Below are 16,106 nucleotides of genomic sequence, written 5' to 3'. Positions count from 1 at the left end.
ACACCCGGTGCTTTTATGAAAGGCCCGACCTCGGGGCGAACTTACTTAAGAACAGCATTGCGTTATGGGATAGATGTTTCTGGTTTGGTCCTGATTCCGCCCTTGCGCTTGACCCCGGTTCGCTCACTCATTGCTTGAGGCTGGCGCTGCGACAGCAAGAAAAAACCCCGCCCATGCATGCGCATGAACGGGGTTCGAGTGACACTGAACGGTGAGTCGAGTTAGCTCGACTTACGACGCCGCTGCATCCAGACGACGAGGCCGAACAGCGCGAGGCCGGGTAGCCACATCCATTCCTTGGCCCAACGATCGGTGGGCGCGCGGACCGCCAGGATTTCCTGATCGAACTCCAGGCCCAGCTCGGCGGCGGGGCTGCCGAAGGTGACGCTGTCGACCAGCACCTTGCCGTCTTGCTCATAGGTCATGAGGCCAAGCTTTTCCAGCTTCTCCTCGCCGGTCGCTCCATTCGGAATTGCCACCAACAGGCTGAATTCCCGCGCGTCGCCCACCGCGTCCTCGCCGCGAATGCGCAGGCGAAGCTGGCTGTCCTCGTCCACGGCTTCCAGCGCCTGTACCAATTGCGCCGGCGGGATGTCGCGGTAGGGGTCATGCACTATGTCCATCCAGAAGCCTGGCCGGAACAGAGTAAAGGCCACCAGCAACAGCAGCACGCTTTCATACCAGCGGTTACGTACCAGGAAGTAGCCTTGAGTACCGGCAGCGAAGACCAGCATCGCACCCGTGGCAACCAGGAAAATCAGGATGCCATGCCATAGCCCGACATCGATCAGCAACAGATCGGTGTTGAAGATGAACAGGAATGGCAGGGCTGCGGTGCGCAGGCTGTAGTAGAACGCCGTGACACCGGTCTTGATCGGATCGCCCTTGGACACCGCAGCAGCGGCGAACGAGGCCAGCCCCACGGGCGGCGTGACGTCAGCCATGATGCCGAAGTAGAAGACGAACAGGTGCACGGCGATCAGCGGCACGATCAGCCCGTTCTGCTGCCCCAGCGCCACCACCACCGGCGCCAGCAGACTGGACACCACGATGTAGTTGGCGGTCGTCGGCAGGCCCATGCCGAGGATCAGGCTGAAGACCGCGACGAGTAGGAGCATCAGGAACAGATTGCCCATCGACAGCATTTCGACCAGATCGGCCAGCACCAGACCGACGCCAGTCTGCGAGACCGCACCGACGATGATGCCCGCCGCCGCGGTGGCGATACCGATGCCGATCATGTTGCGCGCGCCTGCGATCAGACCTTCGCGCAGGTCGACGATGCCATCCACGAAGCCGCCGTGCTGGTGCCCGTCGCGGCGCATCCAGCTGAGCAGAGGACGCTGGGTCAGTAGGATGATCACCAGCATTACCGTGCCCCAGAATGCTGACAGGCCGGGTGACAGCCGCTCGATCATCAGGCACCAGACCAGTACTACAACCGGCAGCAGGAAGTGCAGCCCCGAAAGCAGCACCGCACGAGTGTTCGGTAGTTCTTCCAGCGGCTTGTCCGGATCCTCAGCCGGCAATGGCGGATTGCTCGCTGCGATTTTCAGCAGCGCCAGATAAACCAGCGTCAGCAGCACCGAAATGCCGGGCAGCGCGTAATCGCCAAGGGTCGGCTTGAGCCAGCCGAGACCGTAGTAGACGGCCAGCGAGAGTCCGGAAATCAACGCCGCACCGAAGGCAAAGCCGGTCAGGCGGCGCAGCCAGGGTTTGGGCTGGTGCGTGCCGATCGGCTGCATGTTCTGCTTGAGCGCTTCCAGGTGCACGATGTACAGCAGCGCAATATAGGAAATTGCCGCTGGCAGGAAGGCGTGCTTGATGATTTCCACATAGGGAATGCCGACGTACTCGACCATCAGAAACGCGGCGGCACCCATCACCGGCGGCATGATCTGGCCATTGACCGAGGACGCCACCTCCACCGCACCGGCTTTTTCTTTGGAAAACCCGACCTTCTTCATCATCGGAATGGTGAAGGTGCCGGTGGTCACCACGTTGGCGATCGAGGACCCGGAAATCAGACCGGTCATGCCCGAAGCGACGACTGCTGCCTTGGCCGGCCCGCCACGCATGTGGCCGAGCAGGCTGAACGCCAATTGGATGAAGTAGTGCCCGGCACCGGCGCGTTCGAGCAGGGCGCCGAACAGCACGAAGAGAAAGACGAAACTGGTGGATACGCCCAGGGCGATGCCGAACACGCCCTCGGTGGTGATCCACTGATGGTTGGCCATCGCGGTGAAGCTCACCCCGCGGTGCGCCAGCAGCCCCGGCATGTAGGGCCCTGCCAGGCTGTAGATGATGAATATCAGCGCGATGATCGCCAGCGGTGGGCCGAGTGCGCGGCGAGTGGCTTCCAGCAACAGAGGAATGCCGATGCAGGCTGTGACCAGATCGGCGGTCGTCAGGTTGCCCGGGCGCTGCGCCAGCTGCTGATAGAAGATGAAAAGATAAGCGGCGCTGGCGGCAGCCACCAGGCCCAGCGCGATATCGATCAACGGCACTCTATCGCGCGGTGAACGCTTGAACGCCGGATAGGCCAGAAACGCCAGCAACAGCGCAAAAGCCAGATGGATGGAGCGAGTTTCGGTGTCATTGAGCACACCGAAGCGCAGCATGAAGGGCAGCGGCGAGGCGATCCACAGCTGGAAAAGCGACCAGAGCAGGGCCAGGCCCGCGATCGCTTTCGCCATGGCACCTTCGGGCATTCGCGCGCCGACGTCCTTGGCAACGAGCTCTTCGGTGGACAGTTGGTTGTCTTGCATGGAATGAGGCCTGTTTTTTCAAGTAACGGAACCACGAAAACCCGTGGCACCGGGCTCACGGGTTTTCGGGCGAATGCCGCGGGTTAACGCCCGCCGCATCGATGCAGCAAAACCTGATAGCAGACCGCAGCTTCAGCGGTCTGCCAGGCCATTACATCCAGCCACGTTCCTTGTAGTAGCGCTCGGCGCCTTCATGCAAAGGCGCGGACAGGCCGACCTTGATCATGTCTTCCGGCTTGAGGTCCTTGAACGCAGGGTGCAGACGCTGGAACCGCTCGATGTTCTCGAACACCGACTTGACCAGCTTGTAGACAACTTCAGCATCGACCTTGGAAGTGGTGGAGAGCACCGCCTTGCCACCGATCGACTGGGTTGCGCTGTCGTTGCCGGCGTACATGCCGCCCGGAATTTCAGCCTTGGTGTAGTAGGTCTTCTCAGCCAGCAGCTTGTCGATTTCCGGGCCGGTGATCGGTACCAGAACCGCATCAACGGTGGTGGTGGCTTCCTGAATCGCGCCGTTGGGGTGACCGACGAAGTAGGTCATGGCATCGATGTTGTTGTCACCCAGCGCACTGGCCAGTTCGGCCGGCTTGAGTTCCGCTGCGAGACTGAAGACCGACTGGTCCCAGCCCTTCACTTTCATGATTTCTTCCAGGGTGTCACGCTGGCCGGAACCGGGGTTACCGATGTTGACGCGCTTGCCCTTGAGGTCGTCCAAACCCTTGATGTTGGCGTCACGGCGCGCCAATACGGTGAAAACTTCGCTCTGCAGGGAGAAGATCGCGCGGATGTCGTCCATCGCGCCCTCTTTCTCGAACGGCGACAGACCTTCCATCGCCTTGTATTGATGGTCCGACTGCATGATGCCGAAGTTGAACTCACCGCTACGCAGTCCGTTGACGTTGGCCACACCGCCGCCACTGGCTGGCGCGTTGCACTTGACGCCTTCAGCGTTGCGATTGACGAAGCGGCAGATCGACTGACCAGCAACGTAGTAAACACCCGTCTGGCCACCGGTACCGATGGTCACGAATTGTTCTTGCGCCTGAGCCACACCGCTCAGACCGGTCCCCGCCAACGCGGCGGAAAATATCCATGCCAAGGATTTGCCTTTCATGGATTCACTCCTTATTGGTTGTTGGATTGCCTCGCCGCACCTCGTGAGCATTTGGCGAGAAGTTGGGAGTCTAGCAGGCCATCGGTTTCACACGTAACGCTGTGAGCGACGCAGGTGAAGCGCCGAGGGCGGCCAGCACATCGAGACCGGACATTTCGACTCAGTTGCCCGGCGTGCGTTCCAGCATGCGCGTCGCTGACGGCTCAGCCTTCCTCCGGGTCCTGCTCTTTCTCACCCAGGCGCCGATACAGGGTGCGACGACCGATCCCGAGCAGCGCTGCGGCACGACGTTTGTTGCCCTCGACCCGCTCCAGCACGTGGCGGATGTAACGCATCTCCAGCTCGTCCAGAGTCGGCAGCAGCGGGCCGTCGATCATCAGCCCGAGCAGTTCGTCGGCGCGGGTTGCGGGCGTGCTTTCCTGATAGCTGGCGATGCGGGTCGGCAAATGCTCCAGCTCGATGTCACGCCCATGACAGAAGGTCACCGCGCGCTCCATGGCGTTCTGCAGTTCGCGCACGTTGCCGGGGAAGGGATAGCGCCGCAGCTGTTCCAGCGCGGTGCGCGACAGGCCACGCACGGGTCGCCCGTCACGTGCAGCGAAGTGCGCGACGAAACCGGCGGCGAGCAGCTCGCGATCCTCTTCGCGGTCGCGCAGCGGGGGCACTTGAAGGATGAAGGTCTCCAGACGGAAGAACAGATCTTCGCGAAACGACTCGCGGCCGGCCGCCGTTTCCAGCGGACGGTTGCTGGCGGCGATGATGCGTACGTCGACGCTCAGTTCGCGCTCGCCACCCACCGGGCGAATGGTGCCCTCCTGCAGCACGCGCAGCAGTTTGGCCTGCAACGGCAGCGGCATTTCGCCGATCTCGTCGAGAAACAGGGTGCCGCCGTCGGCCTGCTGAAACAGCCCTTTGTGTGCGCGACTGGCGCCGGTAAAGGCACCGGCGGCGTGGCCGAAGAACTCGCTTTCCAGCAATTCGGCCGGCAGTCCGGCACAGTTGATCGCCAGGAAAGGCCGCTGCGCCCGCTCACTCTCGGCATGCACGGCGCGGGCGACCAGCTCCTTGCCGGTGCCACTTTCGCCGATCACCAGCACGGGACCAGCCGCGCGGGCCAGCTGGCGGATCTGGTCGAACAACTCGCGCATCGCTCGACTGCGACCGAGCATGCCGTGAAAGCGGTCGTCGCTGAGCAGCTGCTGAAAGCGCCGCACCTCGCCGCGTAATCGACGGGTCTCCAGCGCACGCGAAACGGCGAGACCAAGATGATCCAGATCCAGCGGCTTGGTCAGAAACTCATCGGCGCCTTCCTTCAAGGCCGCCACCGCCTGCTGAATACTGCCAAACGCGGTGATCACCAGAAACGCTGGCGCCGCCTGCATTGCCTTGACCCGCCGCAGCAGCGCCATGCCATCGGCGCCCGGCAGGCGCAGGTCGCTGATTACCAGATCCGGTTCCCAGCTCTCCAGCAGCGGCACGGCATCTTCGGCGCTGGCCACGGCTTGCACCGTTAACGCGCGGTCTTCCAACTCCTCGACCAATAGCTGACGCAGACCGTCGTCATCTTCCACCACCAGCACCCGCTGCGGCGCGCTGTCATCCTGCTGCATCCTTATCCTCCTCATCAGCCAGCGCCAGAGAAATACGAAACGCCGCACCACCCAGCGAGCTTTCGACCAATTCGATACGGCCGCCACATTCGGCCACCACGCCATGGGCCACGGCGAGCCCGAGCCCACTGCCCTTGCCTACCGGTTTGGTGGTGAAAAACGGCTCGAACAGCGCCGCGCGATGCTGCTCGGCCACACCGGGCCCGTCGTCCTCGACCTGGAACAGCAGGCAGTCGTCCTCCCGCCACCAACGCAGCAGCACGCGACCGCCCGGACTGGCCTGGGCGGCGTTGCGCAGTAGATTGGTCAGGGCCTGTTCGAAGCGCGGCGGATCGACCTCGCAGTGCAGCGCCGTGGCAGGCGCCTCGAGCGTAAGTGCGACCTTCAGCGCGGCCAGCTCGTCGGCCACCGCGGCGGCCGCCGAATGCGCCAGTACATCGGCGGGCATCCGTCGTGCCGGGAGACCGGCGGCGCGGCCAAATTCCAGCAATTGCCGGACGATTTGGCTCAGGCGCTGCACCTGACTGCGGATCTGCAACAGGCCCTTGCGTTGCCCGTCTTCCAGATGCTCGCTGCGCAAAACACGCTGCGCCTTGCCATCGATGACGCTGAGCGGACTGCCCAGTTCATGGGCGACACCGGCCGCCAGGCGACCCACCGCGGCCAGTTGCTGGGTGCGCCGCAAGCGGGCTTCGAGTTCCGCCTCGCGCGCCTTCTGCTCGGCCATGCGCTGTTCGGCATCGGCGATGCTGTCGAGCATCTGGTTCAGCGCGCGACCCAGTACCGCGATCTCCTGGGGGCCGCTGCGAGGTGCGCGATGACGGCGATCCCCCGAAGCGACCCGCGCCATGCTCTGGGTCAGCTGTTGCAAATGCCGGCCGATGGCCGACCAGTGACCGAGCAGGACGATGCAGACCGCCGCCAACGCCAGCACCGCTGTGGAAATGCCGGCGATCACGCGCAGCCGGCGTGTGTCGCGCTCGAAATCCGTCCCGCGACGGGTGACCTGCAACAACCCGTTGATGCGTCCGCCGCTCTGTTCGAGCGGCACGAAGTAGGAATACACCTCGCGCCCGCGGATGCGCTGATAGCCGCCACGACGCTTGCCGTCGGCGGTCAGCTCCTGAATCGAGGATTGATCCTGATCCGGCTCGATGGCTCCGGCAAAGGCCACCAACTCGCCTTGATGGTCATAGAGATAGGCGCCGTAAACACGACCGACTCCGAGCACCGACTCCAGTACCTGCTGCGAAGTGCGGTCATGCTGCTTTTCCAGGCTATCGCTGAGCGGCAGCCGAACCGCACGCGCGACCAGCTCGACCTCTTCCTGCAAACGCCGCTCGCTGTTGCGCTCGACCGTCCACAGCAACAGGTAACTGAAGCCGAGCATGATCGCCACCAGCGGGATCACGACCTTCAACAGCAACGCGCCGCGCAGGGTCGAAGTTCTTTGCCAAACTGCTACATGTGCCATTTCGGCACGATACAGAACCGCTTCCGAAGCGTCGACGCGAACAAGACGGCCGGCAAAGTACTTATGAATCAAAGGGTTAACGGTTGCGTCTGTTTTGGCACGGGTGATGCACCCTTCCTTGCGTCTTTCAGAAGCCAGGAATATCGAACATGACCAAGCTGAAAACCCGCCTTGTATCCGCCAGCCTCGCCGCCCTGTTCATGGCCACCGGCGCTTCCCAGGTGTCGGCGCAGCAGGCCACCCAGGCCACTCAGCCCGCCCCGGCCATACAGGCGTCGGACATCAGCGACCAGAAGCTGGAGAAGTTCGCCGACTCGCTGGGCGAAATCATGGAAATTCGCGAAGACTTCACCGCCAAGCTCGAGAAGACCGGCGACCCGGCCGAGGCCCAGCAGCTACAGCAAGAGGCCAATGAGAAAATGATGAGCAGCGTCGAGGACAACGACCTCAGCATCGAGGAATACAACGCCATCAACCAGGCCGTACAGAGCGACCCACAACTGCGTGATCGCGTCATCGCCATGGTGCAGAACTAAAGGCTCACAGAATCAACGAGCCCCGCCTACTTCGGCGGAGCTTTTTTTCGGTCCGCAAAAGTCGTGGCGTGCAAGCTGCTCGCTCACTTCCACGCAGCGCCAAGCCCCCCGTTAGAAAGGTACGCAGTGACGTGGTGCGTAGGGTGGGCTTCAGCCCACCGTTAAGACGCCATGACGCGGAATATCACCAGGGCGGGTCCAAGCCGGAGCGTGGGTACGATCAAAGCGAGCGCGGAGTTCGGTTAGATGCCCTTCCACGTATCGTGCCGGTCATGTTGGTGGGCTAAAGCCCACCCTACAAAAGTGGGCCGGGTGGTTACGGCGTTGCCCGCTCAACACTTCCCACGCAACGCCAACCCCTTGAGGAAGTTGCGCAGTAACGTAGGGTGGGCTTCAGCCCACCGTTAAGACGCCATGACGCGGAGTATCACCAAGGCGCGTCCACGCCAGCGCGTGGGTACGACCAAAACGAGCGCGGAGGTCGGTTAGATGCCCTTCCTCGTATCGTGGCGATCATGTTGGTGGGCTAAAGCCCACCCTACATAGCTAGCCATGTGGCGCTGGGTGGGCCGGGCGGTTGCGGCTTTGCTCGCTCGGTCACTTACCGCGCAACGCCAAGCCTTTGAGGAAGTTGCGCAGCAGCTGGTCGCCACAGACCCGGTAGTTGCTGTGCCCGGCCTTGCGGAACAGAGCGCTGAGTTCCGGTTTGGATACCGGGAAATCAGCCGCCTTGAGGATTGCGTGTATGTCGTCCTCCTTCAGCTCAAAGGCCACACGCAGCTTCTTCAGCACTATGTTGTTGGTCACTGGCACCTCGATCGGCGGGGTTGGGCGGCTCTCGTCCTTGCCGCGCTTGTAGATCACCAGGCCGTCGAGAAAATACGCCATGATCCGGTCGCCGCAGGGTTTGTAGCCTGCCTCGTCTTCCTTCTTCAGATAAGCCACCGCCTCGGCATCGGGGAGTTCGCACCCCGTGAGCCGGGTGATCTCGGCGATCTTCGCGTCATCGACGTTGAGGATGTAGCGCAGGCTGCGCAGCACATCGTTGTTGACCATGGATAATCCTTACTTCGTTTGTATGAGCGAGCGCGGCGATGGGTGATGCGCTGAATTCTGTAATCCAGGCAATGACGATGGTGGCTCGGATGGGCGAGGAGTATAGGGGATAGCACAAATGTTCAGGAAAGCGCCGCTCGAACGGTACTCGGCAAGGCGGCGAGCTGACGGCTGCAACGCTCGTCCGTTCAGGCCGCTACTGCGGCAACTCCACGCTGACCTTGATCGCCGAATACCAGGCCGTCAGATCGGCGATATCTTCCTCGCTCAAACTCGCGGCGATAACGCTCATCTGCGGATGTTTGCGCGCGCCGCTCCGAAACGCCTTCAGCTGACCAGTTAAATACAGCTCGCCGTTGCCGGCCAGATTAGGTGCGTCCGCCGCTTTGCTCAGCCCATCGAGGCCATGGCAGGCCGCACACATCTTCGCCTTGGTTTTGCCTGATGCAATGTCGCCTGCTGCTTGCGCTGTCGTAGCGCACAGCGCCGCGAGCAGGACCAACCGGAGAATCAGCCAACCGTTGCGATTACCTGATGCCATGAATTCTCCTTGATGCGTGTGGCTGCCGCGCCGCCAAACAGCGCGGCGCCGGCCAGCCCCGTTGCCTCGGTGGCTCAGTTCTCGCCGCCGTCGTATGAGATACGGTAGATGGCGCCGGCGGTGTCATCGCTGACCAGCAGCGAGCCGTCCTTTAGCTGAGCCACGTCGACGATACGGCCGAAGTACTCGCCGGTTTCCTCATTCAGCCAGCCTTCGGCGAAAGGCACCGTATCGCCGGACGGCGCACTGCCGTCGGCGGCGAACGGCGTGAACATCACCCGCGCGCCAGCCGGCACGGTGCGGTTCCAGCTGCCGCGCTGCGCACTGAACAGCCCCCCGCGATACTTCTCGGGAAACATTTTGCCGGTGTAGAACGTCAGCCCCATATCAGCGGCGTGGGCCACGGTTTCCACGACGGGAAAGGTCAGGCCCTCCGGCGGCGTCTCCTCAGCGTATTCATTGGTGCGCACCTGACCGCCGCCATACCAGGGCATGCCGAACTGCATGCCGGCCTTCGGCGCGTGGTTGATCTCGCCAGGCGGGGTGTCATCGCCCATGCCGTCTACCTGGTTGTCGGTAAACCACAGCTCCTTGGTCGTCGGGTTATAGGTGATGCCCACCGAGTTGCGTACGCCGGTTGCATAAACCTCGCGTTTGCTGCCATCGCGCTCCATGCGCACGATGCCGCCGATGCCGTGCTGGTTGTACAGCTCAAGCTTGTCCTTGGGCGGCACGTTGTGTGGCTGCCCGAGCGAAACGGTCAGCTTGTTGTCAGGCCCCACGGCGCAGACTCTAGCGCCGTGGTTGTAACTCTCCTCATCGGTCGGAATCAGCTCGCCCGTCGGCACGACGATGTCCGCCGCCACGTCCGGACCTTCGTAGAAAAACTCGGCGGCAGGGAACACCAGCACGCGGTTGTGCTCGGCGACGAACAGGAAGCCGTCAGGACTGAAGCACGGGCCCGGCTGGGTAAAGGAAATAGCCGGAGCGAAGCGTTTGACTTCATCGGCGGTGCGATTCTTGGTCCGGTCGGTAACCGCCCACAGATCGGTCTTGCGGGTGCCGACGAACACCACGCCGCTGGACGGCCCAACCGCCATGTGCCGCGCATCCGGTACCACAGCGTAGAGGTCGATCTTGAAGCCGTCCGGCAGTTTGATGCGTTTGAGGTTGTCCCGAATCGCATCGGCGATCTCGCCGTCCTGCGGCACGGTTTTCATATCGAGAGACTGGCCGGTGGTCTTCATCGAACGCATGCGTTCCAGCGCTTCGTCACTGGTCGGCGCGGCCAGGGCGGACCCCGCCCCGATGAACAGCAAGGCACTGAGGGAAACGAAAGCGAGTTTCATAGGGCGGCGACCTCTGCGGTCGATCGACTTGTCGGGGCGATCGTTGTTGTTTTTGTAAGCGACTGCACAACGGCATAGACAGTCGCAAGTGGCTGGCTCGCCGACAGCTGAAAAGTGAGCGCGTTGTCAAAGCGTAGCGCTAAACACACCCTTTGCCAGACGATGTGCGTGACTGGACGCTTACCCGTCGAGCATCGGCGCCGCCGGCCATCCACCACATCCGCTCGCGCAATGACAGCCCTGAGCGGCGCCGTTACACTGCGCGCCGCGCATACGCTGCCGTCGCGCCCTTTCACGCTCACCTCTGCCGGGGCCACCGGCCAGGACTCGCCATGATTCGCATCAACGAACTGCAACTGCCGCTCGATCACTCCGCCGACGCCCTGCGCCAGGCCGTCGTGGCGCGCCTGAAGATCACCGATACCGAGCTGCTCGGCTTCAATGTCTTCAAGCGCAGCTATGACGCGCGCAAGAAGAACAGCGAGATCACCTTCGTCTACATCATCGATGCCGACGTGGCGAGCGAAGACCAGGTGCTGCAGCGCCTGGCCAGCGACCGCAACATCCGCCCAGCACCGGACACCGGCTATTACCCGGTCGGCCAGGCACCCGAAGGACTGGGCGAGCGTCCGTTGGTAATCGGCTTCGGCCCGTGCGGCCTGTTCGCCGCGCTGAGCCTGGCGCAGATGGGCTTCCGGCCGATCGTGCTGGAACGCGGTCGCGACGTGCGCAGCCGCACCAAGGACACCTGGGCGCTGTGGCGCAAAAAGGTGCTGAGCCCCGAATCCAACGTGCAATTCGGCGAGGGCGGCGCCGGGCTGTTCTCCGACGGCAAGCTCTACAGTCAGATCAAGGACCCGAAGTTCTACGGCCGCAAGGTGATGCACGAGTTCGTCCGCGCCGGCGCGCCGGACGAGATCATGTTCGTCAGCAAGCCGCATATCGGCACCTTCCGCCTGACCGGCGTGGTCTCGACCATGCGTGAAGAGATCAAGGCGCTGGGCGGCGAAGTGCGCTTCGACAGCCGCGTGGTCGACTTCATCATCGAAGACGGCCGCATCCAGGGTGTGCGCATGGCTGACGGCGAGGAAATTCGCAGCCGCTATGTGGTGCTCGCTCTGGGCCATAGCTCGCGCGACACCTTCCGCGTACTGCACCAGCGCGGCGTGTATATGGAAGCCAAACCCTTCGCCGTAGGCTTTCGCATCGAGCACCCGCAATCGCTGATCGACAATGCGCGCCTGGGCAAATACGCAGGCCATCCCGAACTGGGCGCCGCCGACTACAAGCTTGTCTATCACGCGAAGAATGGCCGGGCGGTCTACAGCTTCTGCATGTGCCCGGGCGGCACCGTGGTGGCGGCCACCTCCGAGCCCAACCGCGTGGTCACCAACGGCATGAGCCAGTATTCGCGCAACGAGCGCAACGCCAACGCCGGCATCGTCGTCGGCATCAACCCGGACGAGGATTTCCCCGGCGGCCCGCTGGCCGGCGTCGAACTGCAGGAGCAGCTGGAATCGCGCGCCTTCGAACTGGGCGGCAATGACTACTGCGCACCGGGGCAACTGGTAGGCGACTTCATCCGCGGCAAGGCTTCGAGCGCGTTCGGCGAGGTCGAGCCGTCCTACAAGCCCGGCGTGCGCCTGGGCGATCTGGCACCGTCGCTGCCCAGCTACGTGATCGAGGCGATCCGCGAAGCGCTGCCGGCGTTCGGCAAGCAGATCCGCGGCTTCGACCGTGCCGACGCGATACTCACCGGTATCGAGACGCGCACCTCATCGCCTGTGCGAATCAAACGCGACAACGAATCCCTGCAAAGCATCAACACCCGCGGCCTGTACCCAGCCGGTGAGGGCGCCGGTTACGCGGGCGGCATCCTTTCTGCAGGCGTCGACGGCATCAAGGTGGCAGAGGCAGTAGCGACCGCGATGTTGGCAGACCTGGTCGGGAAGCATTGAGCGCTGGCGGGCGTCTTTCGCTCGTCTGGTGACGTACTCCCGCGCTCGACCCCAGAGGCGAAACCAGTGATAGAGTCGCTGCCATCGATTACCGCCGCAGGAGAAACCATGCGCTCGCTGTTCACCGCACTATTGCTGGCATTGCCGCTGACCGCCACATCAATGGCCTTCGCCGCCGAATCGCCAGCCGGCCGCTGGCAAACCATCGATGACGAAACCGGCAAGCCCAGGTCCATCGTCGAGATCCAGGAAGCCGCTGACGGCACGTTGAGCGGCAAGGTGGCGGAAATTCTGCAGTCGGACCAAGGCCCCAACCCGCTGTGCAGCGCTTGCGAGGGCAAGCGCCAAGACCAGCCGATCACCGGCATGACCATTCTCTGGGGGCTCAAGCCCGACGGCGAACGCGTCTGGAGCGACGGCAACATTCTCGATCCCGCCAAGGGTAAGACCTACCGCGCCAAGGTTACCGTGCTCGAAGGCGGCAAAAAGTTGGAAATGCGCGGCTACGTGGGCATCGAAGCGCTAGGCCGCACCCAGACCTGGATTCGCCAGTAAGGCCGTAAGTCTTCAAACCAGGCGGGTCGCACGGCGTTGGCCTGGCAGCGCTGCACCTCAGGCGCCTGTTCGCGGGACCAACGCAACCGCGTCGATGTCGCGCGGAACCGGGAAGGACCGGCTCCACCCGGTAAGCACATCGGTCAATCGACCGCGAGGGCACTGCCGCTGAAGGCCGACTGCTGTGTTGACGGGTCGATTGCCCGTCACTATCGTTACCTGGCTGAATGGGTTCAGCCCGTATCAATGACCCACTCGCCACTCAATTTGGGATAACCGAAGGCACGCAGCGCCCGAAACCCCTCACCGGGAATCGGAGCCGTCATGGATCTTCGTTTGTTTCTGCTATCGCTCACCACCTTCGCTGCTGGCGTGGCGGAGAGCGTTCTTATCGGCATCTTGCCGCCATTGGCCAGCGACCTCCGAGTTTCGGTCAGCCTGGCCGGTCAGCTGACGACCCTCTTCTCCATCGCCTTTGCCATAGCCGTCCCGCTGGTCACCTGGTTGACCAGACGCTGGGAACGTCGCCGCCTGCTGGTAGCGGCGCTGCTCATCTTCGCACTGTTCAATGCGTTCGCCGCACTCAGCCCGAACTACACCAGCTTGCTCCTGGCACGCATCGGCATGGCCGCCTGTTGCGGGCTGCTGATCGTGATGTCGACGCTGCTGGCATCGGAACTGGCGCCACCGGGGCAGCAAGGCCGAGCCATCGGCATCATCTTCATGGGCATCAGTGCCTCGCTGGTATTCGGCGTGCCTCTGGGCGTACAGGTCACGAGCTGGTTCGGTTGGCGCGGGATCTTCTTTGCCATTGCGATCTACTCATTGCCCCTGAGCCTGCTCCTGTGGCGATATTTGCCAGACAGCCATTCCAGCGCCCTGCCTGGTCGCGCCGGCTACTTGAGACAGCTGAGCCATCGGCCGCTCTGGCTGGCGCAAGCCGTCTCGATTCTGCTGCTCGGCGGGCACTTCACCTTATTCACCTATTTCACGCCGTACCTGGCAGCGATGCTTGGGATGACCGACGCCGCCGCGGTTAGCGGATTGCTATTGCTAATCGGCCTGGCAGCACTGGGTGGAGGCTATCTGGGCGGCTGGCTGGCTGATCACGTCGGTCCACGCCTGGCCCTCGTGCTTATTCCCGCGGCCTTCTGCCTGGCGTTGGCGGCCATTCCCCTGAGCTTGCACAGCGCTTTCTTCATCCCGAGCGTGATGCTCTGGAGCACCATCAGCTGGATGATTTCTCCGGCCGTGCAAAGCTTCCTGCTCCACAGCGACCCCATCAGCGGCAGCGCCGGGGTCGCGCTGAACACCTCGGCGATGCATCTGGGCGTGGGACTGGGTGCGGCAGTAGGCGGGCTGGTCGTAGCGCTTGCGGGCGTGGGCTGGACGCCCTGGGTCGGTCTTGGTCTGACGGTTCTGGCATTGCTCTGCGCAATTGGCGCGGCTACTTACAGAAGGAATGCTGAAAGGGGATCGCCCGATGCACTGAGGCCGGGTTGCCATTCGCGTACGGCCGCGCCTTAACCAAGGTCCTGTCCGTCATGGGTTAGGGTGACGAGGCACCGCCTGGATTTAGATCAAAGCCTGCGAAGGGGCACAACGGGAGCCGGTCACCGACATGACCATGATCTCGCCTTCGCCCACCGTGGCCCGCACGATCTGCTGGCGGTCACGCTCGTATTCGTAGCCTTCGACGCTCCAACCGGTTTCACCCTCCTTGCCCTTGCCCACCTGGCTGGCGTCCTGCTGGGTGCCGCCTCCCGAGCTGTAGCTGCCACCCACGTTGAGGTAGTAGCTGTGCTCCTTGTCATGACCCGCGATGTCGCTGAAGCCCAGGGTGTCGGTGTCCAGTTTCAGGTCGCCGCTGTCCGAGGCGATCAGCGCACCGTCGATCTGGGTGTGGTTTTCCGTACGGATATCCAACCGCTCGGCGGCGGTGATGCGGGTCTGGTTTTCCACCCAGTGGGTGCTGCCGCTGGTTTCGCCATAGCCTACCGAGCCGCTGAAGCCCGATCCTGGGCCGACGGTGACGGTGGCGCTGAGGTCGAATTCCCGTCCTTTCACCTCACCGCTATCCGCTAGCGAGGTCACCAGCAGGTCGCCACCCACGCGCCCTATTACGTCGTTGCCCCGTAGCTGCGCGCCGGCAATGGTGGTGTCCTGGCCGCTGTCGAAGCCCAGCCGGTTGCCGGCATACAGGTAAGCCTCCTGCTGGCGCTCGCCGTCGCGCTCCAGGTTGCCCCTGCCCAAGTTGACGCTGGCGTAGACGCCGATGCCTTCCGAGCCGAAGGTCAGGCCGACTTCGCCACCTCCGCTGACGAAAGTTCACTCATTTCGCTAATCTCCTCCCCTCAGATATGGCCTTACTTGTATTTAGCCGAATTATAATCTCCCGAAAAAAGGACAGATTTATTTATTGAGCAGCCCCATCAGCCATAGAAAATAAATCTGTCTCCTTCTTCGTCCTGGTCATCCAAGACCCGCTGACCGCAGAGAAAAGAGAAGACGCGAACCGAGTGGGCGGCAACCCACTCGGCCCGCTGACCACAAGCAGCTAAGAAGGAGCTGAATATGGCTAAAACCGATCATAGGCCAGCCGCACCCAGAACTGAACGCTTCGCCACCGTCACCGCCGACTACTACCCGCCGCTCGGCGAACCCGCCTACACCGCGACCGCATCGTCCCCGGCATCAAACTGCGCGGACTCTGGCAGCAACAGGCCGGATTCGAGGTCAACGAAAAGATACGGATACGGGTCATGCAGAGGTGTCTGGTGATTACGGCGGAGTGAAATAAATAGCCCCGGCAATGCCGGGGCTATTTTCAATGCTGACGTGCTAAATCAAGAGCAACTGCCAATTTGATCCTACTCTGTCGTGAGCGAAGCGACCTCTCGTACTCCTTCGCACTAGTAGTTTGAAAATCCACTACCTCCCCATTCGACCTTGAAATCTCAAGCCAAACCACTTCCCCCCCATTAACCAGGACCGTATATAAATCCTCAGCTTGCTCAGGCGTCCAATTCAACACAAATGCGCTACCAATCAAGCCGAGCCTGTCCGCCAAGATAGAGAACAACTGATTTCCCGGTTCTCTAAGCCCGCCCCATGACTTAGATAGCTCTTCACGAAAAGCTTG

The 16,106-nt window shown here is 62.5% G+C and carries 12 protein-coding genes and 1 pseudogene; 5 read left to right on the top strand and 8 right to left on the bottom strand.

The genetic code is table 11. The features are described from left to right. Positions 1-221: 221 nt before the first annotated feature. From E0D86_RS07840 to E0D86_RS07825, 4 genes are all read right to left on the bottom strand, one after another. Positions 222-2,768: a TRAP transporter permease gene (locus E0D86_RS07840; RefSeq protein WP_131649451.1), complete on the bottom strand. Its 2,547-nt coding sequence runs from the start codon at positions 2,766-2,768 to the stop codon at positions 222-224. A 151-nt stretch (positions 2,769-2,919) separates the two neighbouring features. Then, complete coding sequence (locus E0D86_RS07835) at positions 2,920-3,885, bottom strand: TAXI family TRAP transporter solute-binding subunit (protein WP_131649450.1); 966 nt, start codon at positions 3,883-3,885, stop codon at positions 2,920-2,922. A 203-nt stretch (positions 3,886-4,088) separates the two neighbouring features. Then, positions 4,089-5,495 carry a sigma-54 dependent transcriptional regulator gene (locus tag E0D86_RS07830; protein WP_131649449.1) on the bottom strand — a complete coding sequence of 469 codons (1,407 nt, stop codon included), beginning with the start codon at positions 5,493-5,495 and terminating at the stop codon, positions 4,089-4,091. Then, positions 5,482-6,969, bottom strand: a complete 1,488-nt coding sequence (locus tag E0D86_RS07825) for a sensor histidine kinase (RefSeq protein ID WP_131649448.1) — start codon at positions 6,967-6,969, stop codon at positions 5,482-5,484. Before E0D86_RS07825 ends, E0D86_RS07830 begins: the two co-directional genes overlap by 14 nt. Before the next feature lie 149 nt (positions 6,970-7,118). Between E0D86_RS07825 and E0D86_RS07820 the strand changes: the two genes are divergently transcribed. After that, the gene (locus E0D86_RS07820) at positions 7,119-7,505 is read left to right on the top strand and encodes a DUF4168 domain-containing protein (RefSeq protein ID WP_131649447.1); all 387 of its coding nucleotides are present in this window, start codon (positions 7,119-7,121) and stop codon (positions 7,503-7,505) included. Between the two features lie 597 nt (positions 7,506-8,102). Here E0D86_RS07820 and E0D86_RS07815 read toward each other — a convergent pair. From E0D86_RS07815 to E0D86_RS07805, 3 genes are all read right to left on the bottom strand, one after another. After that, positions 8,103-8,561, bottom strand: a complete 459-nt coding sequence (locus E0D86_RS07815) for a DUF1456 family protein (protein ID WP_131649446.1) — start codon at positions 8,559-8,561, stop codon at positions 8,103-8,105. 196 nt (positions 8,562-8,757) lie between these two features. Further along, entirely contained in the window at positions 8,758-9,102 is a 345-nt protein-coding gene (locus tag E0D86_RS07810; RefSeq protein ID WP_131649445.1) for a cytochrome c, read from the bottom strand. Positions 9,103-9,176: 74 nt separating this feature from the next. After that, positions 9,177-10,451, bottom strand: a complete 1,275-nt coding sequence (locus E0D86_RS07805) for a sorbosone dehydrogenase family protein (protein ID WP_131649444.1) — start codon at positions 10,449-10,451, stop codon at positions 9,177-9,179. Positions 10,452-10,783: 332 nt separating this feature from the next. Here E0D86_RS07805 and E0D86_RS07800 point away from each other — a divergent pair, with 332 nt between their 5' ends. The 3 genes from E0D86_RS07800 (at position 10,784) to E0D86_RS07790 (ending at position 14,491) form a co-directional block, all read left to right on the top strand. Further along, positions 10,784-12,409 carry an NAD(P)/FAD-dependent oxidoreductase gene (locus E0D86_RS07800; protein WP_131649443.1) on the top strand — a complete coding sequence of 542 codons (1,626 nt, stop codon included), beginning with the start codon at positions 10,784-10,786 and terminating at the stop codon, positions 12,407-12,409. A gap of 108 nt (positions 12,410-12,517) precedes the next feature. Beyond that, positions 12,518-12,964 (top strand): DUF2147 domain-containing protein, encoded by a 447-nt coding sequence (locus tag E0D86_RS07795; protein ID WP_131649442.1) that lies wholly within the window; start codon positions 12,518-12,520, stop codon positions 12,962-12,964. A 324-nt stretch (positions 12,965-13,288) separates the two neighbouring features. Next, positions 13,289-14,491 carry an MFS transporter gene (locus E0D86_RS07790; RefSeq protein WP_131649441.1) on the top strand — a complete coding sequence of 401 codons (1,203 nt, stop codon included), beginning with the start codon at positions 13,289-13,291 and terminating at the stop codon, positions 14,489-14,491. 96 nt (positions 14,492-14,587) lie between these two features. On the opposite strand, the pseudogene E0D86_RS07785 reads toward E0D86_RS07790, so the two are convergent. Further along, positions 14,588-15,283, bottom strand: a pseudogene (locus E0D86_RS07785) (hemagglutinin repeat-containing protein); the annotation flags it as partial. Positions 15,284-15,645: 362 nt separating this feature from the next. Between E0D86_RS07785 and E0D86_RS21885 the strand changes: the two are divergent. Further along, positions 15,646-15,759 carry a SymE family type I addiction module toxin gene (locus E0D86_RS21885; protein WP_131650019.1) on the top strand — a complete coding sequence of 38 codons (114 nt, stop codon included), beginning with the start codon at positions 15,646-15,648 and terminating at the stop codon, positions 15,757-15,759. Positions 15,760-16,106: the final 347 nt, after the last annotated feature.

Source organism: Pseudomonas sp. IC_126, assembly GCF_004331835.1.
GTDB lineage: Bacteria > Pseudomonadota > Gammaproteobacteria > Pseudomonadales > Pseudomonadaceae > Stutzerimonas.
The sequence above is the reverse complement of the archived record's forward strand: the minus strand, read 5'-3'. Positions and strand labels throughout refer to the sequence as shown.